The organism is Paenibacillus naphthalenovorans, assembly GCF_900099895.1.
GTDB lineage: Bacteria > Bacillota > Bacilli > Paenibacillales > NBRC-103111 > Paenibacillus_G > Paenibacillus_G naphthalenovorans.
In genome coordinates this window covers 89,181-110,104 of the sequence record NZ_FNDY01000008.1, presented here as the reverse complement: position 1 = coordinate 110,104, position 20,924 = coordinate 89,181, and the positions used below count along the sequence as shown (strand labels likewise).

Here is a 20,924-nt window from a genome sequence, read left to right as displayed (position 1 = left end):
TCAAATCCAGTCACCTTCCGAGCTGTGTCATTCGCTAACATTGTACCGCAAAATCAATGGATTTTCATCTGAAGCCACCGGAAAGTGTGCAGGATTTTACCGTTCCTCTGCGAATATATATAATCATATTTGTTTATCCGATAAACAAAGTCTGAAAGGCCGATAGCACTGTAATCCACAGATGGGGTGAGCGCATTGACTTATTATTTGGGGATCGATCTCGGCACGTCCGCGGTCAAATGTATTCTGGTGGACAATCACGGCGCCGTCAAGGCGGGCAGAAGCGTGGAATACCCGCTTTTTCAGCCGCAGCCGGGTTGGGCGGAGCAGGAGCCGGAGGATTGGTGGAACGGCACAGCCGTTTGCATCCGTGCACTGCTAAATGAAAGCGGGGTAAACGGGAATCAAATTGCAGGCATCGGTCTGTCCGGACAAATGCACGGCTCGGTATTTCTTGACCGCCGGCTTCGCCCAATCCGTCCCGCCCTGTTATGGTGTGACCAAAGAACGGAGGCAGAATGCCGGTGGATAGAACAAACGATCGGCAGAGATGAGCTTTCCAGACTTACAGGCAACCGGGCGCTAACCGGTTTTACGGCACCCAAGGCCGTATGGCTGCGGAATCACGAGCCGGAACATTACAAACGAACGGCACATTTAATGCTGCCCAAAGATTACGTGCGTCTCAAGCTGACCGGAGCCTTCGGCATGGACCTCGCCGACGCCAGCGGGACGCTGCTGCTGAATGTGGCCGAGCGCCGTTGGTCGAGCGAACTGCTCCAACGGCTGGACCTGCCGGAGGAATGGCTTCCTCCGCTCTACGAAAGCAATGAGGTGGCCGGGTATGTTCAGCCTGACGCTGCGGAAGCGACAGGCCTTGTCCCGGGCATACCAGTAGTGGCAGGCGGCGGCGACCAAGCCTGCGGCGCTGTCGGCGTCGGGGCGGTACAAAGCGGCATCGCTTCCGTTGCGCTGGGCACATCAGGCGTCGTCTTCGTCCATGACGATACTTATCAAGCGGATTCGGAGTGCCGTCTTCACACCTTCTGTCATGGAGTGCCCGGAAAGTGGCATCGAATGGGCGTTATGCTCTCCGCGGGGGGATCGTTCCAATGGTGGAAAAACCACTTTGCCTGCGAGGAGCTGGAGCAAGCGAAGGCGGAAGGACGGGACGTATATGAATATTTGACCGCTCTGGCGGAAACCGCTCCTCCCGGAAGCGAAGGACTGCTCTTTATGCCCTATTTAACCGGCGAACGGACCCCTTATGCCGATGCCAAAGCGCGAGGGGGGTTCATTGGCCTCAACCTGCGTCACTCCAAAGCTCATCTGACCCGAACGATTTTGGAAGGCATCACCTTCGGTTTGCGCGACTCCATGGAGCTGATCAAGGCATCTGGAATCGAAATCAGACAGCTGCGTGTGAACGGCGGCGGGGCAAGAAGCCGTTTCTGGAGACAGATGATTGCAGATATTTTCGGGCTGCCCGTCGTTACTGTGAACTCAACGGACGGTCCGGCTTACGGAGCCGCGCTCATGGCTGCTTCCGGAGTCCTTGGCCGGGATATCCCGTCATTATGCGGGGAATGGATTGACATAGAGGACCTCATCGAGCCCGATGCTTCAAGCTCTCAGCGCTACGACGCTTATTACAAGATCTACCGATCTTTATACGGTACGTTGAAGCAGACGATGCATCAATTAACGAATCTGGCCGCACGGCCATGAATGAACGAACCCGGCATTCAAACGATGCCGGGTTGTTGTTTGTTATATGTAGCTTATTAAAACGATGTTAAGTTGGCACCTTCCCAGTCTTTCAGGAACCGCTCAATACCAGTATCCGTCAGAGGGTGCTTGACCATCTGTTGAATCACTTTATAAGGTACGGTCGCGATGTCCGCACCGAGCAGAGCCGCATCGATGACATGCGTTGTCGTACGAACGCTGGCTGTAATGATCTCGGATTCAATACCGTGTACGGCAAAAATCTGGCTGATTTCCTTAATCAAATTCATACCTACCTGGTTGATATCATCCAAACGTCCGACAAACGGAGAAACATACGTTGCCCCTGCGCGTGCTGCCAACAAGGCTTGCGGAGAGCTGAAGATGAGCGTAACGTTCGTTTTGATGCCGAGTTCACTGAAGCGCTTGGTCGCTTTCAAACCTTCTTCTGTCATCGGCACTTTCACTACTATACTTTCTCCAAGTGCAGCGAGCTTTTTGCCCTGCTCCACCATTTCATCAGCTTGGAGGCTGATCACTTCTGCGCTGATCGGGAGATCGCCGACGATGGAGATAATTTCTTTAATCGTCTCGAAGAAATCTCTGCCTTCTTTAGCGATGAGTGAAGGATTCGTTGTTACTCCGGCGATGACGCCGAGTTCATGAGCTTTACGGATCTCTTCTACATTAGCGGTATCAATAAACAGCTTCATCTCCAAAAATCCTCTCTTCACATTTTTTTACGCTTACACAAGTGCACAAAAAAAACCCGCAATGCCGTCCGATTTTCTTGTTTCAAACCCGCTCTCGCAGGTGGGTGTCCGCAGAATCGGTTTTGAAGTCCCTTTTCGAGGGCATGTCAGCCGCGATTCTATGTAGGTCTCCCTAGAAACAGTCATTGGTTCAAAACAACTGAAAACCGAAACGCACATCGCAGGATTTTGTTGTAGTCTTATTATAGTGCACTTCAAGCGGAAAGTAAACCTGTTGCGTTTTTATCTTTGTGGAATCGGCGGGACATTATGGCTTTCCATTCTTACCTTGGTAATCCCCCTCTTCGATCGCTCCCGATTCACTAGGCCTCTGGCCTCTCTCCATCCGGGTCTCGGACTCCTGTTCCGCTCCTCCTTGCTTTCTATCCGCCTTTTCCTCATCCTGATCCGCAATCTCCTGCTGTTTTTCCTGCAGTTTGCCGAAAATTAGGTTGAAGTGCCAAAACGATACGATCGCGATGAAGCTCCCCATAAAAAACGGAATCAAAAACGTGAATATCGCGAAACTGACGTACAGGATGATGACGTTCAGCACCATCATCGATAACGAACGGATCGGATTGCCGATCGTGATCAGGATCGCATTTTTTACAATCTGAAACCATTTCATGTGCAAATGGGTCATGATGGAGAAAAAATGGAACAGCGAGATCATCAGAACCACTGTGAGCGATAATACCAGGAAGCGCAAAACTCCAAAGACTCCCGTTTGGCTGCCGTAAAACCGGAAGTTCGTGTACAAGATTACGCCGAGCAGTATATAGATGAATCCGCCGAGCATGCTCTGCAGGAAATTTTCTTTGTAACCGCGGAAAAAGGTTTTTAGCAGAGGAACATCCTCTTCACCTGTAAGCCACTTTCGGGCCACCGTGAACATGGCCGCTGTCGAAGGAAAAATCGTAAAGGGAGAAACGACCGCCATGAGAAAAAGGGTTTGCACTACCTGATCGCCCGTCTGCGATTGCAGCAGGACAAGCCCAAGCAAAAAGAAAGGGATGGCGCATATGACCCAAAGGATGTTAATGACCGAAAGACGCATGATCCACTCGGAAATGCGGTAAAACCCACCCATCATTCCACGAAACTCCAAAATTATGCCCTCCTTCATAATACAACAACTATTATAGCTTAATTCTCACTTTCAAGACAGACATCTATACCCAATACCTCAACGAACGGGTCTATAAAACCGGGAGCTAAATACTTGACGCTTCGATAAAAAAAGCAAGCACGCTACTGCCTGCGCGCTTGCTTTCATTCCATTATACCAAACTTCCCTCATTCGAACGGTTGGAAGGACGGGAATAGCCTTTTTGATCACGGCCGTCCGAACGTCCGCGATAATCGCGGTTATCGCGGTATCCGCCATCCTCACGGCGTCCGCGTCCATTCCGGTCACGATCGTAAGGCCTGTCGTTCCTGCGGGCACCGCCGGCCGTTCCGTAAGGACCTGCCGGTTTGCGGCCGTAGCTGCGAACATCCGGTCTTCTCTTTTTGGCGCGAATCGGATCCTCCGGAGTAAGCTCAATGGCTACATCCTTCTTCTCTCCGGTCAACAGCTTCAGCGCGGCCGCAAGCAAATGTACGGAGTCATGCTGCTCCAGAAGAGAAATCGCAAGGCCCTTGTATTCGTTATGCTCTTCTTGCTGCAGCACATCGAGCACGCGCTCAGCCGTCAATTTTTGCTTGCCTTCAATGGCTTCAGCCAAGCTCGGCATCGGCTTGCGGGTTATGCGGTGACGCGTAATTTTCTCGATGAAGTACAAGTGGTCGATCTCACGCGGTGTAACGAACGTGTAGGCAACGCCTTCTTTGCCCGCGCGACCGGTACGGCCGATACGGTGTACATAGCTTTCCGGATCCTGGGGCAGGTCGAAGTTGATGACATGCGTTACACCGGATACGTCCAAGCCGCGAGCGGCTACATCCGTTGCTACGAGAACGTCGATACTGCCGTCCCGGAACTTGCGCATCACATTATCGCGCTGGTTCTGGGACAAGTCGCCATGAAGTCCTTCTGCCGTATAGCCGCGCTTCTGCAGCGCTTCGGAGAGCTCGTCGACACGACGCTTGGTCCGGCCGAAAATGATCGCAAGATCCGGAGCTTCCATATCCAGCAAGCGGCAAAGCGCTTCGAATTTCTGACGCTCATGCAGCTCGATATATGCTTGATCGATCAGCGGAGCACTGACTTGCTTTGGAATGACGGATACGTGTTCAGGGTTCTTTAGGAACTGATCGGCCAGCCTGCGAATATTGGCCGGCATCGTGGCGGAGAACAGCATCGTGTTGCGCTCTTCGGGAACCAATTTGAGAATCGATTGGATATCATCCATGAAGCCCATGTCGAGCATTTCGTCCGCTTCGTCCAGAATAACGGTCTGCACATCATCAAGCTTAATCGTCTTGCGGTTAATATGATCAAGCAGCCGTCCTGGCGTACCGATGATAATTTGCGGCTTTTTGCGCAGTGCGCGGATTTGCTTTACGATATCCTGACCGCCGTAAATAGGAAGAGAGCGAATCCCTTTGAAGCGTCCCAGCTTCTCGATTTCTTCCGCTACTTGAATCGCTAGCTCACGTGTAGGGCACATGATGAGCGCTACGATGCGGTCTTCTTTTACATCGATTTTGTTTACGAGCGGAATACCGAATGCAGCGGTTTTTCCTGTTCCCGTTTGGGCTTGGCCAATCAGGTCGCGGCCTTCCAACGCTACTGGAATGGCTTTCTCTTGAATCGGTGTCGACTCCTCAAAGCCCATTTCCGTAATGGCGCGCAGCACCTTTGGCTCTAAGCCGAATTCACTAAATGTTTTCAAAAATTTCAATCTCCTTTGTACTAGGGTTCTTTTATTTGTCTATACCCTTAAGTGCGACTCCTATCTTTGCTTTATTTATCTCTTCATAAAACACTTTTCAAACGTGTCAGAAATGAACAGTTACGCCGTACTTAAGAATATCTTTAGTATTATACCACACCCAACATCCATATACCAGATAACTTCAAATTGAAACCCAAAAACATCAAATATCGTATATAATATTATAATGATGCTAAAGTCTTCGTGTTAAACCGTAAAAGGAGCGAAACACCCATGTCCATCTGGAAAAGAGTTGGTTCGATCATAAAAGGCAGCAAACCACAGCCGGAAGCGAAGCCGTCCAATCCTTTCGAGGATACTCAAGTGGGCGATATCGTAAACGTAGATTTAGAGGAATATGTCGTTTCCGGAAAAACCGTCTATTTCGACAGAGGATTCCCGCCGCACCGGTTTGCTTATTATTTGCAGAACGGCAAGCATATTTCCTGCCTCCTTGTGGAAAAAGGAAGAATCTATGAATGTTTCTTGTGTGAATTTGTGGAAGGATCGCTGGACGATCCCAATGACGTTCCGACCCGGCTTGATATCGGAGCCGAAAGCCTCTTTGAATTGGAGCATCATCGCAGCGATACGGTGAGGACAGAAGGCAATACGGATTTCCGCGGCAACGATCAGGTGCTGTTCTGGCGTTATATCGGAACGGGAGACCGTTATTTCTTCCTGCAATGGCAAGACGGCAAATACGTCGCCATGGAAGGTGCGCCCACTCCGGGCAGTCAAATTCAATTTTTGAAAGGCTCAAAGTAACCAGGCGAAAGCAAGTATAAATGAAGCTTTATGCAGGAGGTGACGGAACATGATGAGCAGGATATCCAAATGGCTTGCCGTCGTACTGGTATTTGCACTGCTGGCCGGCTGCGGGGATGCAAGCAATTATATAAAAGAGAATTATTCCTTAATTGATGTTCAAGGTCAAGGAAAAAGCACGGCCAAAATCTATTCTGTAGAAGGCAAGAATGTTCCGACTGTCGCCAAAGAACTCGCAGATCAAGAACCCCCTTTGGAAATCAGCAAAGAAGATGAGAACCAGATGTTCCTGGTCTACGACAACAAGATCATCAACATACAAAAAGACAAAGAAAACGAGAATACCACGCTGGTGCAGTTAGATTCCATAGAGTATGCGAAGGAACATTACGACTCTTCCTTCCTCCAGGGCTATGTGGCCGCCAGCCTGCTGCAGTCGCTGTTTGGCTCCGTCTGGTCCGGCGATAGCGGCGGCTATAGAGGCTACACGTCTACCAAACGGTACGAGGATTACGGCAAGCACCAAAGCGCTCCCCCCCCTTCTTCAACCACCGCACCTTCGACCAGTGAGCGTAAAGGCACCTTTACCACCTCGCCGTCCAAATCGGTGTCAGGAAGCAGCCAGTCGATCAGACGTAATGACGGTTCAACGAAAAATTATAAAACGCCTTCCCGCATCACCGGTTCGAAACCAAGTACAAGCATCCGCTCCGGTTCCTTTAAGAGAAGATAGCCGGAACGGAAACCAATCCAAGGGGCTGTCTCATAAGTAGTATCAAAACTACTGAGAAACAACCATAGTTTACAAATAAGCCAACGATTTAGTGAAAAAGAGCGAGTTTGGTGGTCAGATTCCCACCCCTACTCGCTCTTTTTCCTTCGTTGTTGCCCATTTGAGCAGATTATGGGCAAGGGAAAGCCACCCGACCTCCAGGCTCACTTTAGGCAAGCCGCGAAGCAGGAAACGCCGGAAGCTCCGGTTGCTTTTCATTTGTCCAAACACACTCTCGGGTTCAATCATACGACGAACGGAAAGCTTGTATCCTTCTTCACTTTGGAGCAGCTCTCGTGCCTGACCGCCAGGATAATGCCAAGTGTCGCTGGCTTCATCATATGACCAGTTGTCCACCTTGCTGATGTCCTGTTTTGGGACGGACCCTTTTTGGGATATACTACATGAAGAACTTAGGGAGGTACGCTCATGCTCTATTTCCAACGGTCCGTCATAGGCTCCGTGCTCATCTGTGTGCTCGGCTCCGCTTTAATCGCTGCCAGCTTTAATTTGTTTCTGATTCCCCATCAGCTGCTCAGCGGCGGAATCTCCGGTATTTCCATGATCGTAGGCTATTTTACAGGGCTTCATATCTCCCTCTTGTATTTTGTTTTCAATCTGCCTATGCTGATATGGGGCTTACTTACTGTTGGCCGTAAATTTATCATTCTCAGCGTGATTTCAGTTATCCTGACCTCCTGGTTCATGCACATGATTCCGGTTGCGGAAGTCAGTCGGGATATCATTATGTCTTCGGTCACCGGAGGCGTTCTTATCGGCTTAGGTTCAGGTTTATCCATGTGGGCGGGCGGATCAACCGGCGGCTTCGATATTTTGGGCTCCATCCTCACGCGCAAACGCGATTTTCCTCTGGGTACCTTTCTATTCGGGCTTAACGGCCTGGTCATTTTGGCCCTCGGATATTTCAAGAACGACTGGGATCTGGCCCTTTATTCCATGCTGTCCATCTATATCACGGGCAGAATGATCGATACAATCCATATCCGGCATCTGAAAGTGACGGTATTTATCGTAACCCGCAAAAAGAATCTGCTCCTGAAAAAAATGCAAAAGCTTCAGCGGGGCGTTACCGTTATCAATACGGAAGGATCCTATACAAAGGACCCTCAGCATATGCTAATGACGGTAACCACCCGGTATGAGCTGTACGACCTTCAAGGCCTGATCAGGCAGTGGGATCCGCAAGCGTTCGTGAATATTACGGAAACAGTAAATGTCATGGGTCTTTTCCGCCGGTAGCCCCGGGCTCATTCAACAATTGGCGGACTGATGCCAAATTTGGCATAAATAAACCAAGATTTTTTGTTTTGATTATGTTATAATATGAGCGTAATTTCATATCTTTTCACCGGCCTTACCTGTATTGCTCGTAAGTCGCACTTGCTCTCTTCAACACTAGATGATGACGGGAAGGGTGATGCTTGTGGAAACAGTAAAGTTGGCGACTATTGTTATGAAATTAACGCCTGATTTATATCCTACTTTAAAGAAACACGAGCTTGAATCAGAGATTGTCCTGCGCAATGGCCTGGCCGCTCTTGAAGCGGAGGATGCAATGGAAATTATTCAATACAGCATTTCTGAACATCAAAAAGACGCCTATCTTCATTAAGATAGGCGTTTTAATCTGTCGCAGCGACGCAAAAATGTTGTCTTTTCGTAATAATTGACCGTTCCTGCCGGCTTCATTTTCATGTTATGCTCGTGGTATGCTGTAGTAGAAAAAGTTTTCCGGAGGTGTTTACAATGGGCGCTTTGTCACCCATGCATATTCTATTGATAGTTCTCGTCGCTTTGCTTCTGTTTGGGCCGAACAAGCTTCCAGAGCTCGGACGCAGCTTCGGCCGCATGTTTCGGGAGTTTAAAGATGCTACGAACGGAAACAGCGGCAACAGCAGCGAAGCCATACATGATACGGAGCCGACCAAGAAAGAACTGACCGCTTCCAACGAAAAACCATCCGCTAATTAAGCTGGATGGTTTTTTTGCGATAATAAACATGGGTGCCAAGCAGCAAAATCGCGGCGATGCAAGTCATTCCCGCTCCGAACATATACATGCCCGCCCCGCTCCATTCATCCTTAATCCAACCTCCGACAAATCCTCCGGTAATGCCGGCCAACCCCAGAAATACCATGGAAAGCATGGATTGTCCCGTGGACTGCAGTTCAGGAGGAACCAGCCGAACCGCATACTGTACCGCTACAATCCAAAATACGGCAAAGGTGATGGAGTGCGTCACTTGAAGAACCATCAGCATGAGCGGATCCGTAATCCAACCGTAAGCCAGCCAACGGAGCGTGTACAATATGGCCACAATACCGAGAAGTGCAAGCTCGTGAAACTTGTGCATATAACGGCTTAACAGCGCGAACGTAGGGATTTCGCTGAAGGCGGCCAAGGCCCACGCCCAGCCCGCCATCGCATTCGTTGCCCCCAAATCTTTGAGATACAGCACGAACATGACGTCGTTCATCCGGTGCGGTACGGTTAGAATAAACACAAGCAGCAGAAACCAAAGAAAATGGCCGTTCCGAAACATGCTGGTAAAGGAACGGAACGATACCCGCGGCGCAGGGCTTCGTTCATCCTTTAAGAAAAGTAAAAGCACGAGCGGCAGCATCCAAATGCTCCAGTATAAATAAGGAATATTCTGAAGTCCGCCCAGCGCCTGCAGAATAAACCCGCTGGAGACGGCCAGCAGCGTAAAGCCTATGGATCCCCATAATCGGATCGAGCCGTAACTGGCCCCCGCCTGCACCGCAGACTTGATTGTTAACGTATCCAGCAGCGGTACCGACGACAGCATGAAAAAGTAAAGCAGCAGCATGAACAACAAAGCAAACGAATAGCCGGTCGTTGTAAAGATGCCTACGCTGGACAAAAGGGTCATCCCCCAAAGCCCGAATATAATCAGCTTCAGCGTCTGATAGCGGTCACTTAAATAGCCCCATATCGGTTGGGCGAAGATGGAGACGAAAGGCCCGATCATCATCAGCAGCCCGATTTGGGAAGAGGAGTATCCTCTGCCTTCGAAGTAAATGGGCAAGAACGGCATAAGCACCGCGCTGGTGGCATAGTATGAAAAGTTAAGTCCCCGCAGCATCCGCAGTTGATTCTTCATCCGATATCGATCCTTTTTACTCTAGTTTCTTGCGGGTTGGTCCTTCCAATCAACAACATACTTCAAAACTCTCTATCCGAATGACCTGCTATTCTATTATAATATCAGAATAAACTACAAATATATAGAATAACTGCCAAAGAGAGACAAGAAAATGGAATTATTGCTGGCCGCGTTTCTCCTCGCCTGGGGGGGTGTCAGCGCTGAACATCCGAATATGACGTTCGAACAGCTGGCGCAAGCATCTCTTGATTCGAAAAAACGCCGTTGTACAGCAGATACCGTCAAACGGCAGCCCCGAAAACCGATTGAGGCCGGTAAACAAGCAGGACCCTCAACCAGATGCTCCCAAGGTTAAGGGCGTCTACGCAACCGCTCACAGCGCCGGCGGTTCCCGGTTACATTCACTGCTGGAGCTGATGGATCGTACGGAACTCAATGCACTGGTAGTCGATGTAAAGGACGATTGGGGCTATATCACATATAACACCGGAAACCCGGATTTGCTTGCCATGGACACAACCAAGAACATTATTCGCGATATGCCTGCACTTATTAATTTGCGAAGTATGCCAGAGAACAGCTCAACCCGTTAGGCGTCCGCGTATCCGCAGATATATTCGGCTATGCCGCATCCGTGCCTGCTGCCGAAGGGATCGGCCAGGATTTTCAAAAAATATCGGAGCAGGTAGATGTCATTTGCCCGATGATTTATAGAGCAAATCCGCGCACTAAAGGATAACGGCATTGAAGAGTTTCTTCTATGGAACGCTGTGAACTCTTACACGCAGGGTGTAGAATACCAATAACAGGCAGGCCCGACTTCGTATATACCGGAATCGGGCCTTCACCGTTTGAATAACAGCTATCCGTTGGCCGCCCCGCTCCTGCCGATATTAGGAATTTGCCAATCGATCGGCGACCTGCCGATGGTTTGGAGGAACTCATTGGCCTTTGAATACGGACGGCTTCCGAAAAAACCGCGGTGAGAGGATAACGGACTCGGATGAACCGAACGTAGAATGCAGTGGCGTTTTTCCGTAATCAGCTCCAATTTTTTTTGGGCATGGCTTCCCCAAAGAATGAAGACTACCGGTTCCTCCCTCTCGTTCAGAAGGCGAATCACCTGATCTGTGAATGATTCCCAGCCCTTTCCTTTATGCGAGTTGGCCTCTCCGGCCCGCACGGTCAGCACCGTGTTGAGCAGCAGCACTCCCTGCTCCGCCCAACGAACCAAATAACCGTTATCCGGAATGGGGCAGCCCAAATCGCTTTGCAGCTCCTTGAACATGTTCTGCAGGGACGGCGGTGCGGGAACTCCCGGCTTGACGGAGAAGCTGAGGCCATGGGCCTGTCCGGGTCCATGGTACGGGTCTTGTCCCAAAATAACAACTTTCGTATCTGCATATGACGTATAATGAAGCGCATTAAAAATGTCGTACATGTTTGGATACACGGTATGCGAAGCATATTCCTGTTTTAAAAAATGCTTCAGCCTGATGTAGTAAGGTTTTTGGAACTCGTTTTCGAGCAGGTCCGCCCAATCGTTTTTCAGAATGACGCCCACCGACGCACGCCTCCTTTTATTTGAAATCATGATCAGACCGGACGAAATGATGCGCAAGCAGCAGCTTCCAGGCACTTGAACGTGACGCGCTTTCCTTGCAAGCGTTCACCGCAATCCGCTACAATGTAGCTGGATGCTGTTCATCTTTACTTGATGCAGCAAAGATGAGGGGTGATTCTTATGCTGGCTGTGGGTACAAGAGCTCCGTCTTTTTCGGCGGACAGTACACAAGGTGAGATTCGACTGGAGGAGACATTGGGCAAGCGTCCGATTGTTCTCATTTTTTATCCGAAGGACCATACGCCCATATGTACAAAGCAGCTGTGCGCTGTCCGCGACTCTAAAGAGCAGTACGCCAAATATGATGCGCTGGTGCTCGGGATCAACTCCGGGTTCCTGGAGGAGCACCGACAGTTCGCCAACAAATTTATGTACGACTTTCCGCTGGTTGCCGACAAAGGAGCCAACATTCAAAAGCTGTACGACGTCGGACACACCCTGTTTGGTCTTCTCGGTCAACAGCGCACCGTCTATGTCATCGGCCGCAACGGAACCATCGTGTACGCCATGAAAGGCAACCGCCCCACCGCCGAAATATTGAAGGCGCTGGAGGAGCATCGATAATTGTTGAAAAAATAGGCATTCTCTCCCCTTCAAAAGGAGTGAGAATGCTTATATTTTCTCCCTTATTACTGAGACAACCGTTTAGCCAATTCATAAAGCTCCATGTTGAATTGTTTTTTGGAGTTTACTACCAGATCGATATCGGTTACCGTAAGCTCTCCCTTGATGATGCCGCACGCTTTACCGGAGACGCCCTCCAGCAGCTTGCGCACTGCAAAATCGCCGAGGTTGCTCGCCAAAATCCGGTCGTTATGCGTCGGCGTACCGCCTCTTTGAATATGGCCAAGCACGGTCACACGCGGTTCGATGCCGTTGCGCTTCGTAATTTCCGCGGCAATATCTTCCCCTTTTCCTACCCCTTCGGCAACAATAATGATACTGTGGCGCTTGCCCATTTTGAAATTTTCGGACATCCGGTTCGCGATCTCATCCAGATCATACGGAACCTCCGGCACCAGAATGGTCTCCGCCCCGCTGGCAAGTCCCGAGTACAATGCGATATCTCCGCAATGGCGGCCCATGACTTCAACGACGGAAGATCGTTCATGGGAACTCATGGTGTCGCGGATCTTGTTGATCGCGTCCACGACAATGCTGACGGCCGTATCGAAGCCGATCGTAAAATCGGTAAAAGGAATGTCGTTGTCAATCGTGCCCGGCAAGCCCATCGTTTTGATCCCGAGCTTGTTGAGCTTGTTTGCCCCTTGATAGGAGCCGTCCCCGCCGATGACAACCAGACCGTCGATGCCCCGCTTGCGCAGGTTCTCCGCGCCGAGCTGCTGCCCTTCCGGCGTCAGAAACTCCTTACAGCGGGCCGTCTGCAGAATCGTTCCCCCGCGTTGAATAATGTCACCCACGCTACGCAGGTCCATCTCGCGAATATCGTCGTTAATCAGGCCGGCATAGCCGCGCTGAACGGCGAATACCTCCAGCCCGTGATACAGGCCGCTGCGAACGACAGCGCGAACGGCCGCGTTCATCCCTTGCGAATCCCCTCCGCTTGTAAGTACTGCGATTTTTTTTACCGACATGATGATTCCTCCTTGTTGATAAAGCACACCATTAATTATCGTTGGAATTACGAGTTTTTGCGAATCCAAATGCTGTTAACGAGGAAAAACATCCGCATCAGCGGACTGTCCTTCATCAACTGCCGGGAAACCCGTTTGACCTGCCGCTGCTTTCTGACCTTCGGATCGGACAAGTAAAGCGCAAGCAGCCCTTCGATGATCATCCGGTGAAATGCGGCATGCTCCAGCCTCTCCGATGTGCGTTTGGCCTCCTTCACAATCAGTGCAATCCGCTCAACGGTCTTGTCCATATTGTCATAATAGCTGCAAAAATTAAGATCCCCGCCAATCGCGTCTTCTTCCTGGTCGATCAAATAATCAAGCAAAATATGCAGTCCGCAAATATACGGAAAATAAGCGACATGGATGTTCCGCACGGTTTCCGGACTAAGTTCGGGCTCGGATGCCGCCAGGAACAGCACAAAAACGCCGAGAGTGGATCCCGTCGCAGCGGCAAATTCATTCCATCCTATAGAGGGATAGCGTTCCCGGTGCATCTCCCACCAAGACAGCAGCGCATCCTCGCGCAAAGGCTTGGCCATATGCTTGTAAACTTGCAGATCGCAATACAAGCTGACGAGTTCCCGAACGGAAGAAGCCGCCGGCGCATAGGACGGAAGCATGCGAATGCTGGCCTGGCATGTTTTGACAAGCTCATTCAGGTAGTTTCCGTCTTCCTGCTCCTTATGAAATTCGTAATAGTCGTGCAGCGGCGCGGACGGATCCACCGCATCCAGCATTGATTGATGCAGCCGACGGAAATCCTCCGGATCGAGCGATGTGCTCCGGTCGCACAAATTGTCCAAATAATCGCTGATCGTTTGAAAAGCGGCGATGAGCGGAATGAGTATATGCCGCATCGACAGGTTCGCCGCCGCATATACGGCTCCGCCTTCACAGTGAAACTGCTTTGAGGTTAAGCTGTTAATCGCCTGCTTGCGCAGCTCCGCATCCGGGATCTGTTCCGCCTTGGAACGCCAATGATCCAGCTGTTCCCGGACAGCGGGAAGAACGTGGCGATAAACGCGAAGCATAAGCTGCAACGGGCTTCTGGGAACTTGAGGATTGCGGTTCAAGAAAATCAGAATAACTCCCTTTCGCCGCCACTGAACGCATAACCATGCCGGAGGAGCTTACGCATTTCGATCCATTGAATATGCTTCAGCAGCTCCTCTCCCCGCTCGTCGTTAGCCTTCGTGACTTGATACTCCACCAGATCCGTGAACCGAACCGGATCATAGCCGCTTGCCGATAACCATTGTTCAAACTGCTGCTTGAGCGCCGCGCTTTGGATATCCTCCAAACCCGTTTGTCTTATATACGCGAACGCTTCTTTGGCCACATCATCATATACCGGATGAGCACCCGCCATGCGAAACCAGTATTTCGCATTGCTGTAATCCCCTTCCATCCGATGCATGATCGCGTGCCAATAGCTTCCGGTCGGCGTATCGATATCCTGAGAAATGGCGTGCGACGGTTCCAAACTTTCGTTAAACAAGTGCAAGCCCGCTTTAACGGAAAGCGCATAGGATCGGCGTTCGCCTTCGAATCCGTCCACGGAGAGCTTCGTTATCTTGACATCCGTCAAATCGTCAAGCTCCTCCGTCGGATACAGCGAAGGCTTGTGAGCCGTCAGCTTCGCTGCAAGCTTGTATAAGCTTTCGGTCCAGGTCAAGCTTCTTACCTCCTCTATCAATCAGCGAATGGAATCTATTAGTGATGAGCCGCTCCCACGGCCATGTCCTGATGAACCCGAAACCATAAATGAAGCTCATTGATCGTACTGGCCAGATCTGCAATTTCAGTATTCAGGCGGCAGGAAACCGCAAAATTATCTTCTACGTTAAGCTGATCCTGTCTGGCGATGATCATCGTCTCCAGCCGCTTGATCCGATCCGGGATCATTCCCCGGATTTCCTCCCAGCGAAGAAGAATCTCCGCCTGCTCCTGCTCGCTGTAATCTTCAAAATTTTTCTCCAGGTGAGGCAGCGGTATACCTATCCTCTCATCCATAATAAAAGAGTAAGACATTTCTGTTCCACCTTTCTGTTCCGGATCACCGCAAAAGGCGCTGACAGCTTATCTATATTAATGTATCACGAACGCTTCACTGCTTCCAGTAGGAAAACAAATTTTTCTCCCCTGCCGGTCCGGTTCATGGTATAATGTGTGACATGTGAAAAGAGGGAGCCCGTCATGAACGCATCGGAACAAACTCGCATCACGTTTCGTCAGCTGCTTGCCTTCTTCCTTCCGCTAGGATTTTCGGCGAGCTTGGTTACCATATCCCATGTCATCATTAACAGCACATTGGCGCGATCTTCCCATCCGGAGATCATCATTTCCGCCTACGCTTTGCCGATGAGCATACTAGGCATTACCGAAAAACCCGCCGTTTTGCTGCGTCAAACCTGCTCAGCCCTCGTCCGCGACAGACAATCGTTTCGGGCGATGTCGCTTGTGGGCTTTTATGTGCTTGGCTCGGTTTCTCTCATCGGTCTTCTCATCAGCTACACCTCTATCGGTCCGTGGGTGTTCGTGCATTTGTTCGGAGCAGAGGAAAGCATGATCGCCCCGATGGTCGACGTGTACCGGGTGCTGATGTTCGTCAGTATTTTTTCGGGCATCCGCTGTATTTATCACGGAATCATCATCTATAACATGCGGACGAAATGGCTTACGATCGGAATGCTGATCCGTTTGGCCGGCATGTACTCGCTCTCGCTGTATTTTATTAAAACCGGGGTTACGAGCGCTACGGTCGGTGCGATCATCTTCCTCACCGGGATGATCATTGAAGCGGCCGTCAGTTACTGGGAAGGCCGGTCGCTGCTGCGCAGCGTCATTCCGGAGAAGCATCCCGGGCATTCCATCGAGAAATCTTCGCAAGTATTCGGATTCTACAAGCCGTTAATGTACTCTTCGTTTATTGCGGTGATCTCCATCCCCGCCATCAATGCGTTTCTCGGCAAAACGACGGATATTCAGCTGTCCATAGCAGCCTTTGCCATCGCAGCCAGCCTGACGCAGCTCGTACAAAGTTTTTTTACTTACGTGCACCAGCTAGTTCTGAATTTTTACCGCAAGGATCCGGAGTCTGTGCTTCGCTTCACACTGATGATCTCGTTGATTCCCGGCCTGCTGATTGCCGTAATGTCCTATACGCCTGCCGGTCCTTGGTTTATGGAGCATGTGATGGGAGTGAACGAGAGGTTGCTGGAGGCGAGTCTTGCTACGCTCCGTGTGTTTATGATCATGACCTTGATTTTCCCTTGGCTGGATTACGGGAACGGACTGCTGATGCTGCGCAGCCAAACGAAGGTGATGGTTTGGTCTCAGGCTGCAAACGTGTGCGCCACCCTGCTGGCTTTATTTCTGTGCATCGCTTTTAGTCCCGGCTGGAACGGGATGATCGGCGCCTTGGCGCAGTCGCTCGGCACAGCCGCAGAAGCCGCCGTAGTCTGGTTCGTCATCCGGGAGACGGCCAAAATGGAGGGTAAAATCCCCGGACCGCCGCTTTCTGCCGCAGGAAACACAAAAGAATTGAGTGAAAATGCATGAGTGAGCGATTAATCAGAGGTAATGCTGCAACGCTTTGCTGCTTTACCTTCTCTATATATACGACGGTTGCCGTTATTACTTCTTATTTTCCGCTTTACTTTTTGTCCAAGGGATTCTCAACGGTCCAAATTGGCCTCTTGTATTCTGTCGGCCCGATGCTCGGTATCGTGTCCAACCTATTCTGGGGCATGGTGAGCGACCGATGGCAAACGGTGAAAAAAATAGTCATCCTGGTTCTGATCGGACAATGGCTTACCGCGGCTTTCATCTTCCGCACCGATGCGTTCGGTCTTCTGATGGTACTGATGGGGAGCTTTTATTTTTTTCAATCCCCGATGAGCTCGTTGAACGATAGCCAAATTCTGCTGACGATCAAAAACACCGGAAAGAGCTATGCTTCCTTCCGCGTTTGGGGTTCGATCGGCTTTGCCGCCGCTGCACTGGTCTTCGGCAAGCTGTTGAAAGACTTCGGCATAGAGCTGACGGCTGTATTGATGATGATAACGATCGGCTGCTCCCTTCTTTTATCCTTGATGCTGAAGGACGCCCGCCAGACGGGTTATAAGAAACCGGATTTCTCCGGACTCGTGCCGATTGTCACCTCCCGCTCGTTTCTCGCGTTCCTGCTCACGGTCCTCGTAATCTCCGTGGCACACCGGATGAATGACGGCTTTCTGGCCCTCTATCTTGAACGCCTTGGCGCCGATCAGACCATCGTCGGATGGTCCTGGATGGTTTCGGCCGTGAGCGAAATCCCTATATTCTTTTGGCTTAGCAAGCATGGCCATAAATACAAGGAGCTGCCTCTGCTCATCATTTGCTGCCTCGTATACTTGGCCCGCTTTTTATTGATGAGCGTTATAGACAACCCGCTGTGGGTTATCGGGATTCAATTCATGCACTCCGTCTCCTTCGGGATCTTTCTGTTCACCGTCATCCGCTATATTCAAAGCGTGGTGCCCGACCAGTTTCGTGCCAGCGGCCAGGCGCTGTTCGCCATCACCTGGTCCGGGCTGGCCGGTTTAATTAGCGGTGCTTTGGGCGGAACCGTCTTTAACTCCTGGGGACCGCACGCCATGTACGCCTTGGCGTCGGCATTGGCTTTTGCCGCGATGCTGGGTTTCCTGGGGCTTCACCTTCGAACCAGAGGGCGTACGGCCCTTCATGAGTTGGAACAGGGTCCCTCCTGATGGAGGGACGACCGCACCTGTCGGCAAAAGAGAAAGGCGAGCTTAAAGGCGGGCGCCGCATTGTGCAGATCGGCATGGAAACGATGGAGAAGACGGATCGTCTCCGGGATCGGCGAAGGCGAAACCGTTGAGTTGTCTTTTCCTCTGACGAACGGTATAATAAGGGATAATTTAGTACCAAGTACTAAGCAGTAAGCTGACGGCTTGCCATACGGAGAGGATGAACCATACATGACTGACGACATCATGACACTGCCCTATCAGGATTTCAAATCGATCCTGCTGGATCGACGCAGCATTCGCAAATTTACCGAGCAACCGGTTTCGATTGAAGATATTCGCGACATCATCGATTGTGCCAGATACGCCCCGAGCGATACGAACTCGCAAACCTGGGAATTTATCGCCGTTATGAATCGAAATAAAATTAAAGAAATCGAACGGATGACCTGGGAGCAGCTGCACCTCAAAGCCGCAGAAGCCGAACGGCGGGGACTTTCCAGGGAAGCGCGGCTGCTGACCAAATCCTTCGGACCTTATGCGACTGCTTTCGCCGATGCCCCGGTGCTGATTATCTGCTTGGCTACGCCCTACAACTCCAAGTTCCGCGAGCGGATTTTCGATCCGATCCAATTGGTTGATGACGCGATATGGGAAGAAGAAGGTATCAAGAGCAGCTGCTTGGCCGCACAAAACCTGATGCTCGCCGCACATGCCCGCGGACTTGCCACATGCCCAATGACCGGCCCCGTCCTGCTCGCCGGCGAGCAGCTTCGCGCTTACCTGGATATTCGCCCGGAGTGCCAGATCAATATGGTCATCGCGCTCGGGCATCCGGCAGAGCGTCCTGCACGGCTCGCGCGTAAAGAAATTGACGATATTCTTCGTATTGTGGAGTAATATCAACAGCAGCTTTTGCGGTAATCGAGTAGAAGAGGGCGACTAACCCCCGTCCTCTCACCTATGAAAACATGCAAATCCCTTGTTCAAAAAATATGTATTATGAGGGAATGCTCATCTGAAAATTCCTCTAAATTTTCAATCATGCTGAATAGCTCATCCATGGAAGCATCGTACTCCGCGGCTTGCTTTTGCATCTTCTTAAGCTTTCTCTCCAGCAAGTCCTTCCGCAGATCCCTATATTCCTCTTGCCTAACCAACACAGCCCATATGATGTGCAGTAACTTGCGAGCCGTTGCTACAATCGCAATCTTATGCCCTTTCTTCTCCTTCAACCCTAAGTAAAAAGCACGTAATTTCCCCTTGCTCTGAATGGCTCGCTGCGCGCATTGTACCAGAATCCATCGCAGTGTTGCTCGGCCCTCTTTCGTTATGTTCCCCGTATAACGCGTTTTTCCGGATTGATGAACGGATGGCACAAGTCCGGCATAGCATGCTGGCTTCTTTGGAGAAAGAAATCTTGTCACATCCCCAATTTCTGCAAGGATGGTTAAAGCACTCAACACCGATATGCCCGGTATACCCATAAGTAAGGGTACATTAGGGTTTTTCTTGGCCCTTGCAAACCAATCTGCTTCTAATGCGTTCATTTCTTGTTGGACAAAATCCAATAACTTCAGTGATGAACATAAAACGATTTGTTCCATTGCCGGCAGCGAAACCTTGATTTAGCAAAAAGAGCGGTTCTTGGATTTATTCCAAGAACCGCTCTTATCGGCTTGTTGTTGTGGCACTAACCTATAAGAAAACTACCTGCACATGAAAGGAGCCACCGCAAAGCAGCGGTACGTTTTCTTGTGAAATCAAGGAGCAAGTACTAGAAGCCAGTCATTTGATTTCCAGAGAAACATTATATCATGCTAACCCGTAAAGGGTAGTTATAGTTTAGTGTTAAGCTTACAGCTTTTGAACGTTAGCCGCTTGAGGACCACGGTTTCCTTCAACGATTTCGAATTCAACGGATTGGCCTTCTTCCAATGTTTTGAAGCCTTCGCCTTGGATTGCGGAGAAGTGAACGAATACATCGTCGCCGCCTTCTACTTGAATGAATCCGTAGCCTTTTTCTGCGTTAAACCATTTTACTGTACCTTTCAATGAAAACAACCTCCTAGATGTATCGCCATCAAGGGCGAATGGTTCAATTATAGCACCCTTATAAGGATAAATCAACACAATGAAATTTATTCGAAATCGCTTTTTTGTATACGCAATAACTGGTTCGATCCGGGGATGAATGGAAGCGATGAAGGCATCAAAGTTAGCTTCTGCTCCTCCCCTTCCAGCTCTTTTAAAAGGCATTTAAGGAAAGGATACCTCTCCCACCCGAGTGTGACTAGCGGATACAAACGAATCTCACCGCCCGGACGGCAAACGCGAAGCATCTCCTTTATCGCCTCCAGATGAAAATCATAATCAAACTGCTCGTGATACAAAAACAAGAAGTGGCTGCACAGCACAAGTCCCTGTGAATTGTCCTCCACCGGCAGCTTCGGGAGCATCCCTGCCATATAATTTTTCTTGCCGCGGGCCTTGTAGTCTTCAATAAAGCGGCCGAGCGACGCTTCACGCATGGATCTGTGATTCCTGAGACTTCCGTAATACGTCCAGTCGCAAACCCTCTCCAGCCCGGCAAGCTTGTGAGTAGAAACCTGAATTTCCTTCTTTCCGTGTTCAAACAGCTCTTCAGGCGTCATGGCGTACAAGGGATCGACTGCGGCCGCTTCCCACCCGCGATCTGCCGCCTCAGCCACAAAGGATGAAGCCCCTGCGGCAATATCCAGGATAGGGCCGGCCCCAAGCACCTCTTCATCCAGTGAGAACATGCGCTCATATTCCACATAGGAACGGCATGTCATGGCAACGCCTGCTTGTTCGTACTTTCTTGCTTCTCCACTCATCTCA

25 protein-coding genes, 1 other RNA gene and 1 pseudogene are annotated in these 20,924 nt (G+C 50.4%); 13 read left to right on the top strand and 14 right to left on the bottom strand.

What is annotated here, in order from left to right:
• Window positions 1-195: 195 nt before the first annotated feature.
• The gene (gene xylB / locus BLT35_RS10535) at window positions 196-1,728 is read left to right on the top strand and encodes a xylulokinase (protein ID WP_062407144.1); all 1,533 of its coding nucleotides are present in this window, start codon (window positions 196-198) and stop codon (window positions 1,726-1,728) included.
• A gap of 56 nt (window positions 1,729-1,784) precedes the next feature.
• Here the strand turns inward: xylB and fsa are convergent, their stop codons facing one another.
• The 4 genes from fsa to cshA form a co-directional block, all read right to left on the bottom strand.
• Window positions 1,785-2,441 carry a fructose-6-phosphate aldolase gene (fsa, locus tag BLT35_RS10530; protein WP_062407143.1) on the bottom strand — a complete coding sequence of 219 codons (657 nt, stop codon included), beginning with the start codon at window positions 2,439-2,441 and terminating at the stop codon, window positions 1,785-1,787.
• A gap of 49 nt (window positions 2,442-2,490) precedes the next feature.
• Window positions 2,491-2,671: non-coding RNA, 6S RNA (gene ssrS / locus BLT35_RS10525), on the bottom strand.
• Window positions 2,672-2,748: 77 nt separating this feature from the next.
• A complete protein-coding gene (locus BLT35_RS10520) occupies window positions 2,749-3,591 on the bottom strand; it encodes a YesL family protein (protein WP_074727871.1) in 843 nt (280 codons plus the stop codon).
• A 172-nt stretch (window positions 3,592-3,763) separates the two neighbouring features.
• Window positions 3,764-5,320 carry a degradosome RNA helicase CshA gene (gene cshA / locus BLT35_RS10515; RefSeq protein ID WP_062407141.1) on the bottom strand — a complete coding sequence of 519 codons (1,557 nt, stop codon included), beginning with the start codon at window positions 5,318-5,320 and terminating at the stop codon, window positions 3,764-3,766.
• Window positions 5,321-5,596: 276 nt separating this feature from the next.
• On the opposite strand from cshA, the gene BLT35_RS10510 reads away from it, so the two are divergent.
• Together BLT35_RS10510 and BLT35_RS10505 are read left to right on the top strand one after the other, a co-directional pair.
• The gene (locus BLT35_RS10510; protein WP_062407138.1) at window positions 5,597-6,130 is read left to right on the top strand and encodes a DUF4178 domain-containing protein; all 534 of its coding nucleotides are present in this window, start codon (window positions 5,597-5,599) and stop codon (window positions 6,128-6,130) included.
• A 49-nt stretch (window positions 6,131-6,179) separates the two neighbouring features.
• On the top strand, window positions 6,180-6,863 hold the full coding sequence (locus BLT35_RS10505) for a DUF4247 domain-containing protein (RefSeq protein ID WP_254777538.1): 684 nt from the start codon (window positions 6,180-6,182) through the stop codon (window positions 6,861-6,863).
• A 114-nt stretch (window positions 6,864-6,977) separates the two neighbouring features.
• On the opposite strand, the pseudogene BLT35_RS10500 reads toward BLT35_RS10505, so the two are convergent.
• Window positions 6,978-7,376 (bottom strand): annotated as a pseudogene (locus BLT35_RS10500) (transposase); the annotation flags it as partial.
• On the opposite strand from BLT35_RS10500, the gene BLT35_RS10495 reads away from it, so the two are divergent.
• From BLT35_RS10495 to tatA, 3 genes are all read left to right on the top strand, one after another.
• Window positions 7,332-8,162 (top strand): YitT family protein, encoded by an 831-nt coding sequence (locus BLT35_RS10495; RefSeq protein WP_062407136.1) that lies wholly within the window; start codon window positions 7,332-7,334, stop codon window positions 8,160-8,162. The pseudogene BLT35_RS10500 and the gene BLT35_RS10495 overlap by 45 nt on opposite strands.
• A gap of 178 nt (window positions 8,163-8,340) precedes the next feature.
• Window positions 8,341-8,535 (top strand): hypothetical protein, encoded by a 195-nt coding sequence (locus BLT35_RS10490; protein WP_054819026.1) that lies wholly within the window; start codon window positions 8,341-8,343, stop codon window positions 8,533-8,535.
• A 134-nt stretch (window positions 8,536-8,669) separates the two neighbouring features.
• Window positions 8,670-8,894: a twin-arginine translocase TatA/TatE family subunit gene (tatA, locus tag BLT35_RS10485; protein WP_054819025.1), complete on the top strand. Its 225-nt coding sequence runs from the start codon at window positions 8,670-8,672 to the stop codon at window positions 8,892-8,894.
• Here the strand turns inward: tatA and BLT35_RS10480 are convergent.
• A complete protein-coding gene (locus BLT35_RS10480) occupies window positions 8,887-10,047 on the bottom strand; it encodes an MFS transporter (protein ID WP_074727868.1) in 1,161 nt (386 codons plus the stop codon). The genes tatA and BLT35_RS10480 overlap by 8 nt on opposite strands.
• A 248-nt stretch (window positions 10,048-10,295) precedes the next feature.
• Here BLT35_RS10480 and BLT35_RS28040 point away from each other — a divergent pair, with 248 nt between their 5' ends.
• On the top strand, window positions 10,296-10,643 hold the full coding sequence (locus tag BLT35_RS28040) for a putative glycoside hydrolase (RefSeq protein WP_062407132.1): 348 nt from the start codon (window positions 10,296-10,298) through the stop codon (window positions 10,641-10,643).
• 20 nt (window positions 10,644-10,663) lie between these two features.
• A complete protein-coding gene (locus BLT35_RS28035) occupies window positions 10,664-10,789 on the top strand; it encodes a putative glycoside hydrolase (protein WP_375162528.1) in 126 nt (41 codons plus the stop codon).
• 123 nt (window positions 10,790-10,912) lie between these two features.
• Here the strand turns inward: BLT35_RS28035 and BLT35_RS10465 are convergent, their stop codons facing one another.
• Window positions 10,913-11,614 (bottom strand): uracil-DNA glycosylase, encoded by a 702-nt coding sequence (locus BLT35_RS10465; protein ID WP_235594239.1) that lies wholly within the window; start codon window positions 11,612-11,614, stop codon window positions 10,913-10,915.
• A gap of 180 nt (window positions 11,615-11,794) precedes the next feature.
• On the opposite strand from BLT35_RS10465, the gene BLT35_RS10460 reads away from it, so the two are divergent.
• Window positions 11,795-12,238 carry a peroxiredoxin gene (locus BLT35_RS10460; protein WP_062407130.1) on the top strand — a complete coding sequence of 148 codons (444 nt, stop codon included), beginning with the start codon at window positions 11,795-11,797 and terminating at the stop codon, window positions 12,236-12,238.
• Window positions 12,239-12,303: 65 nt separating this feature from the next.
• Here the strand turns inward: BLT35_RS10460 and pfkA are convergent, their stop codons facing one another.
• The 4 genes from pfkA to BLT35_RS10440 are packed head-to-tail and all read right to left on the bottom strand — an operon-like array spanning window position 12,304 to window position 15,342.
• A complete protein-coding gene (pfkA, locus tag BLT35_RS10455; protein WP_054819022.1) occupies window positions 12,304-13,269 on the bottom strand; it encodes a 6-phosphofructokinase in 966 nt (321 codons plus the stop codon).
• A gap of 47 nt (window positions 13,270-13,316) precedes the next feature.
• Window positions 13,317-14,342, bottom strand: a complete 1,026-nt coding sequence (locus tag BLT35_RS10450; RefSeq protein ID WP_054819044.1) for a tetraprenyl-beta-curcumene synthase family protein — start codon at window positions 14,340-14,342, stop codon at window positions 13,317-13,319.
• Between the two features lie 47 nt (window positions 14,343-14,389).
• Complete coding sequence (locus tag BLT35_RS10445) at window positions 14,390-14,986, bottom strand: hypothetical protein (protein ID WP_074727866.1); 597 nt, start codon at window positions 14,984-14,986, stop codon at window positions 14,390-14,392.
• 38 nt (window positions 14,987-15,024) lie between these two features.
• Window positions 15,025-15,342, bottom strand: coding sequence for a hypothetical protein (locus BLT35_RS10440; RefSeq protein WP_054819020.1), 318 nt, complete (start codon window positions 15,340-15,342; stop codon window positions 15,025-15,027).
• Between the two features lie 165 nt (window positions 15,343-15,507).
• Here BLT35_RS10440 and BLT35_RS10435 point away from each other — a divergent pair, with 165 nt between their 5' ends.
• The 4 genes from BLT35_RS10435 (at window position 15,508) to BLT35_RS10425 (ending at window position 18,962) form a co-directional block, all read left to right on the top strand.
• Window positions 15,508-16,872, top strand: a complete 1,365-nt coding sequence (locus tag BLT35_RS10435; protein WP_074727864.1) for an MATE family efflux transporter — start codon at window positions 15,508-15,510, stop codon at window positions 16,870-16,872.
• Window positions 16,869-18,062 (top strand): MFS transporter, encoded by a 1,194-nt coding sequence (locus BLT35_RS10430; RefSeq protein ID WP_074727861.1) that lies wholly within the window; start codon window positions 16,869-16,871, stop codon window positions 18,060-18,062. Before BLT35_RS10435 ends, BLT35_RS10430 begins: the two co-directional genes overlap by 4 nt.
• Window positions 18,062-18,193, top strand: a complete 132-nt coding sequence (locus BLT35_RS27805) for a hypothetical protein (RefSeq protein ID WP_256380586.1) — start codon at window positions 18,062-18,064, stop codon at window positions 18,191-18,193. The genes BLT35_RS10430 and BLT35_RS27805 overlap by 1 nt, the downstream gene beginning before the upstream one ends.
• 100 nt (window positions 18,194-18,293) lie before the next feature.
• Complete coding sequence (locus BLT35_RS10425; protein WP_082660649.1) at window positions 18,294-18,962, top strand: nitroreductase family protein; 669 nt, start codon at window positions 18,294-18,296, stop codon at window positions 18,960-18,962.
• A gap of 86 nt (window positions 18,963-19,048) precedes the next feature.
• Here BLT35_RS10425 and BLT35_RS10420 read toward each other — a convergent pair whose 3' ends face one another.
• The 3 genes from BLT35_RS10420 to BLT35_RS10410 all read right to left on the bottom strand — a co-directional run bounded on the left by BLT35_RS10420 (window position 19,049) and on the right by BLT35_RS10410 (window position 20,920).
• Entirely contained in the window at window positions 19,049-19,669 is a 621-nt protein-coding gene (locus BLT35_RS10420; protein WP_074727860.1) for a transposase, read from the bottom strand.
• A 250-nt stretch (window positions 19,670-19,919) separates the two neighbouring features.
• Window positions 19,920-20,117 (bottom strand): cold shock domain-containing protein, encoded by a 198-nt coding sequence (locus BLT35_RS10415; RefSeq protein WP_062407120.1) that lies wholly within the window; start codon window positions 20,115-20,117, stop codon window positions 19,920-19,922.
• Between the two features lie 86 nt (window positions 20,118-20,203).
• Window positions 20,204-20,920: a class I SAM-dependent methyltransferase gene (locus BLT35_RS10410; protein WP_139170803.1), complete on the bottom strand. Its 717-nt coding sequence runs from the start codon at window positions 20,918-20,920 to the stop codon at window positions 20,204-20,206.
• Window positions 20,921-20,924 lie beyond the last annotated feature (4 nt).

Coding starts and splice junctions, on each gene's coding strand:
- fsa (WP_062407143.1), bottom strand. CDS start 2,441: ATGAAGCTGTTTATTGATACCGCTAATGTAGAAGAGATCCGTAAAGCT.
- BLT35_RS10510 (WP_062407138.1), top strand. CDS start 5,597: ATGTCCATCTGGAAAAGAGTTGGTTCGATCATAAAAGGCAGCAAACCA.
- BLT35_RS10505 (WP_254777538.1), top strand. CDS start 6,180: ATGATGAGCAGGATATCCAAATGGCTTGCCGTCGTACTGGTATTTGCA.
- BLT35_RS10495 (WP_062407136.1), top strand. CDS start 7,332: ATGCTCTATTTCCAACGGTCCGTCATAGGCTCCGTGCTCATCTGTGTG.
- BLT35_RS10490 (WP_054819026.1), top strand. CDS start 8,341: ATGCTTGTGGAAACAGTAAAGTTGGCGACTATTGTTATGAAATTAACG.
- tatA (WP_054819025.1), top strand. CDS start 8,670: ATGGGCGCTTTGTCACCCATGCATATTCTATTGATAGTTCTCGTCGCT.
- BLT35_RS10480 (WP_074727868.1), bottom strand. CDS start 10,047: ATGAAGAATCAACTGCGGATGCTGCGGGGACTTAACTTTTCATACTAT.
- BLT35_RS10460 (WP_062407130.1), top strand. CDS start 11,795: ATGCTGGCTGTGGGTACAAGAGCTCCGTCTTTTTCGGCGGACAGTACA.
- pfkA (WP_054819022.1), bottom strand. CDS start 13,269: ATGTCGGTAAAAAAAATCGCAGTACTTACAAGCGGAGGGGATTCGCAA.
- BLT35_RS10450 (WP_054819044.1), bottom strand. CDS start 14,342: ATGCTTCGCGTTTATCGCCACGTTCTTCCCGCTGTCCGGGAACAGCTG.
- BLT35_RS10440 (WP_054819020.1), bottom strand. CDS start 15,342: ATGTCTTACTCTTTTATTATGGATGAGAGGATAGGTATACCGCTGCCT.
- BLT35_RS10435 (WP_074727864.1), top strand. CDS start 15,508: ATGAACGCATCGGAACAAACTCGCATCACGTTTCGTCAGCTGCTTGCC.
- BLT35_RS10430 (WP_074727861.1), top strand. CDS start 16,869: ATGAGTGAGCGATTAATCAGAGGTAATGCTGCAACGCTTTGCTGCTTT.
- BLT35_RS27805 (WP_256380586.1), top strand. CDS start 18,062: ATGGAGGGACGACCGCACCTGTCGGCAAAAGAGAAAGGCGAGCTTAAA.
- BLT35_RS10425 (WP_082660649.1), top strand. CDS start 18,294: ATGACTGACGACATCATGACACTGCCCTATCAGGATTTCAAATCGATC.
- BLT35_RS10420 (WP_074727860.1), bottom strand. CDS start 19,669: ATGGAACAAATCGTTTTATGTTCATCACTGAAGTTATTGGATTTTGTC.
- BLT35_RS10410 (WP_139170803.1), bottom strand. CDS start 20,920: ATGAGTGGAGAAGCAAGAAAGTACGAACAAGCAGGCGTTGCCATGACA.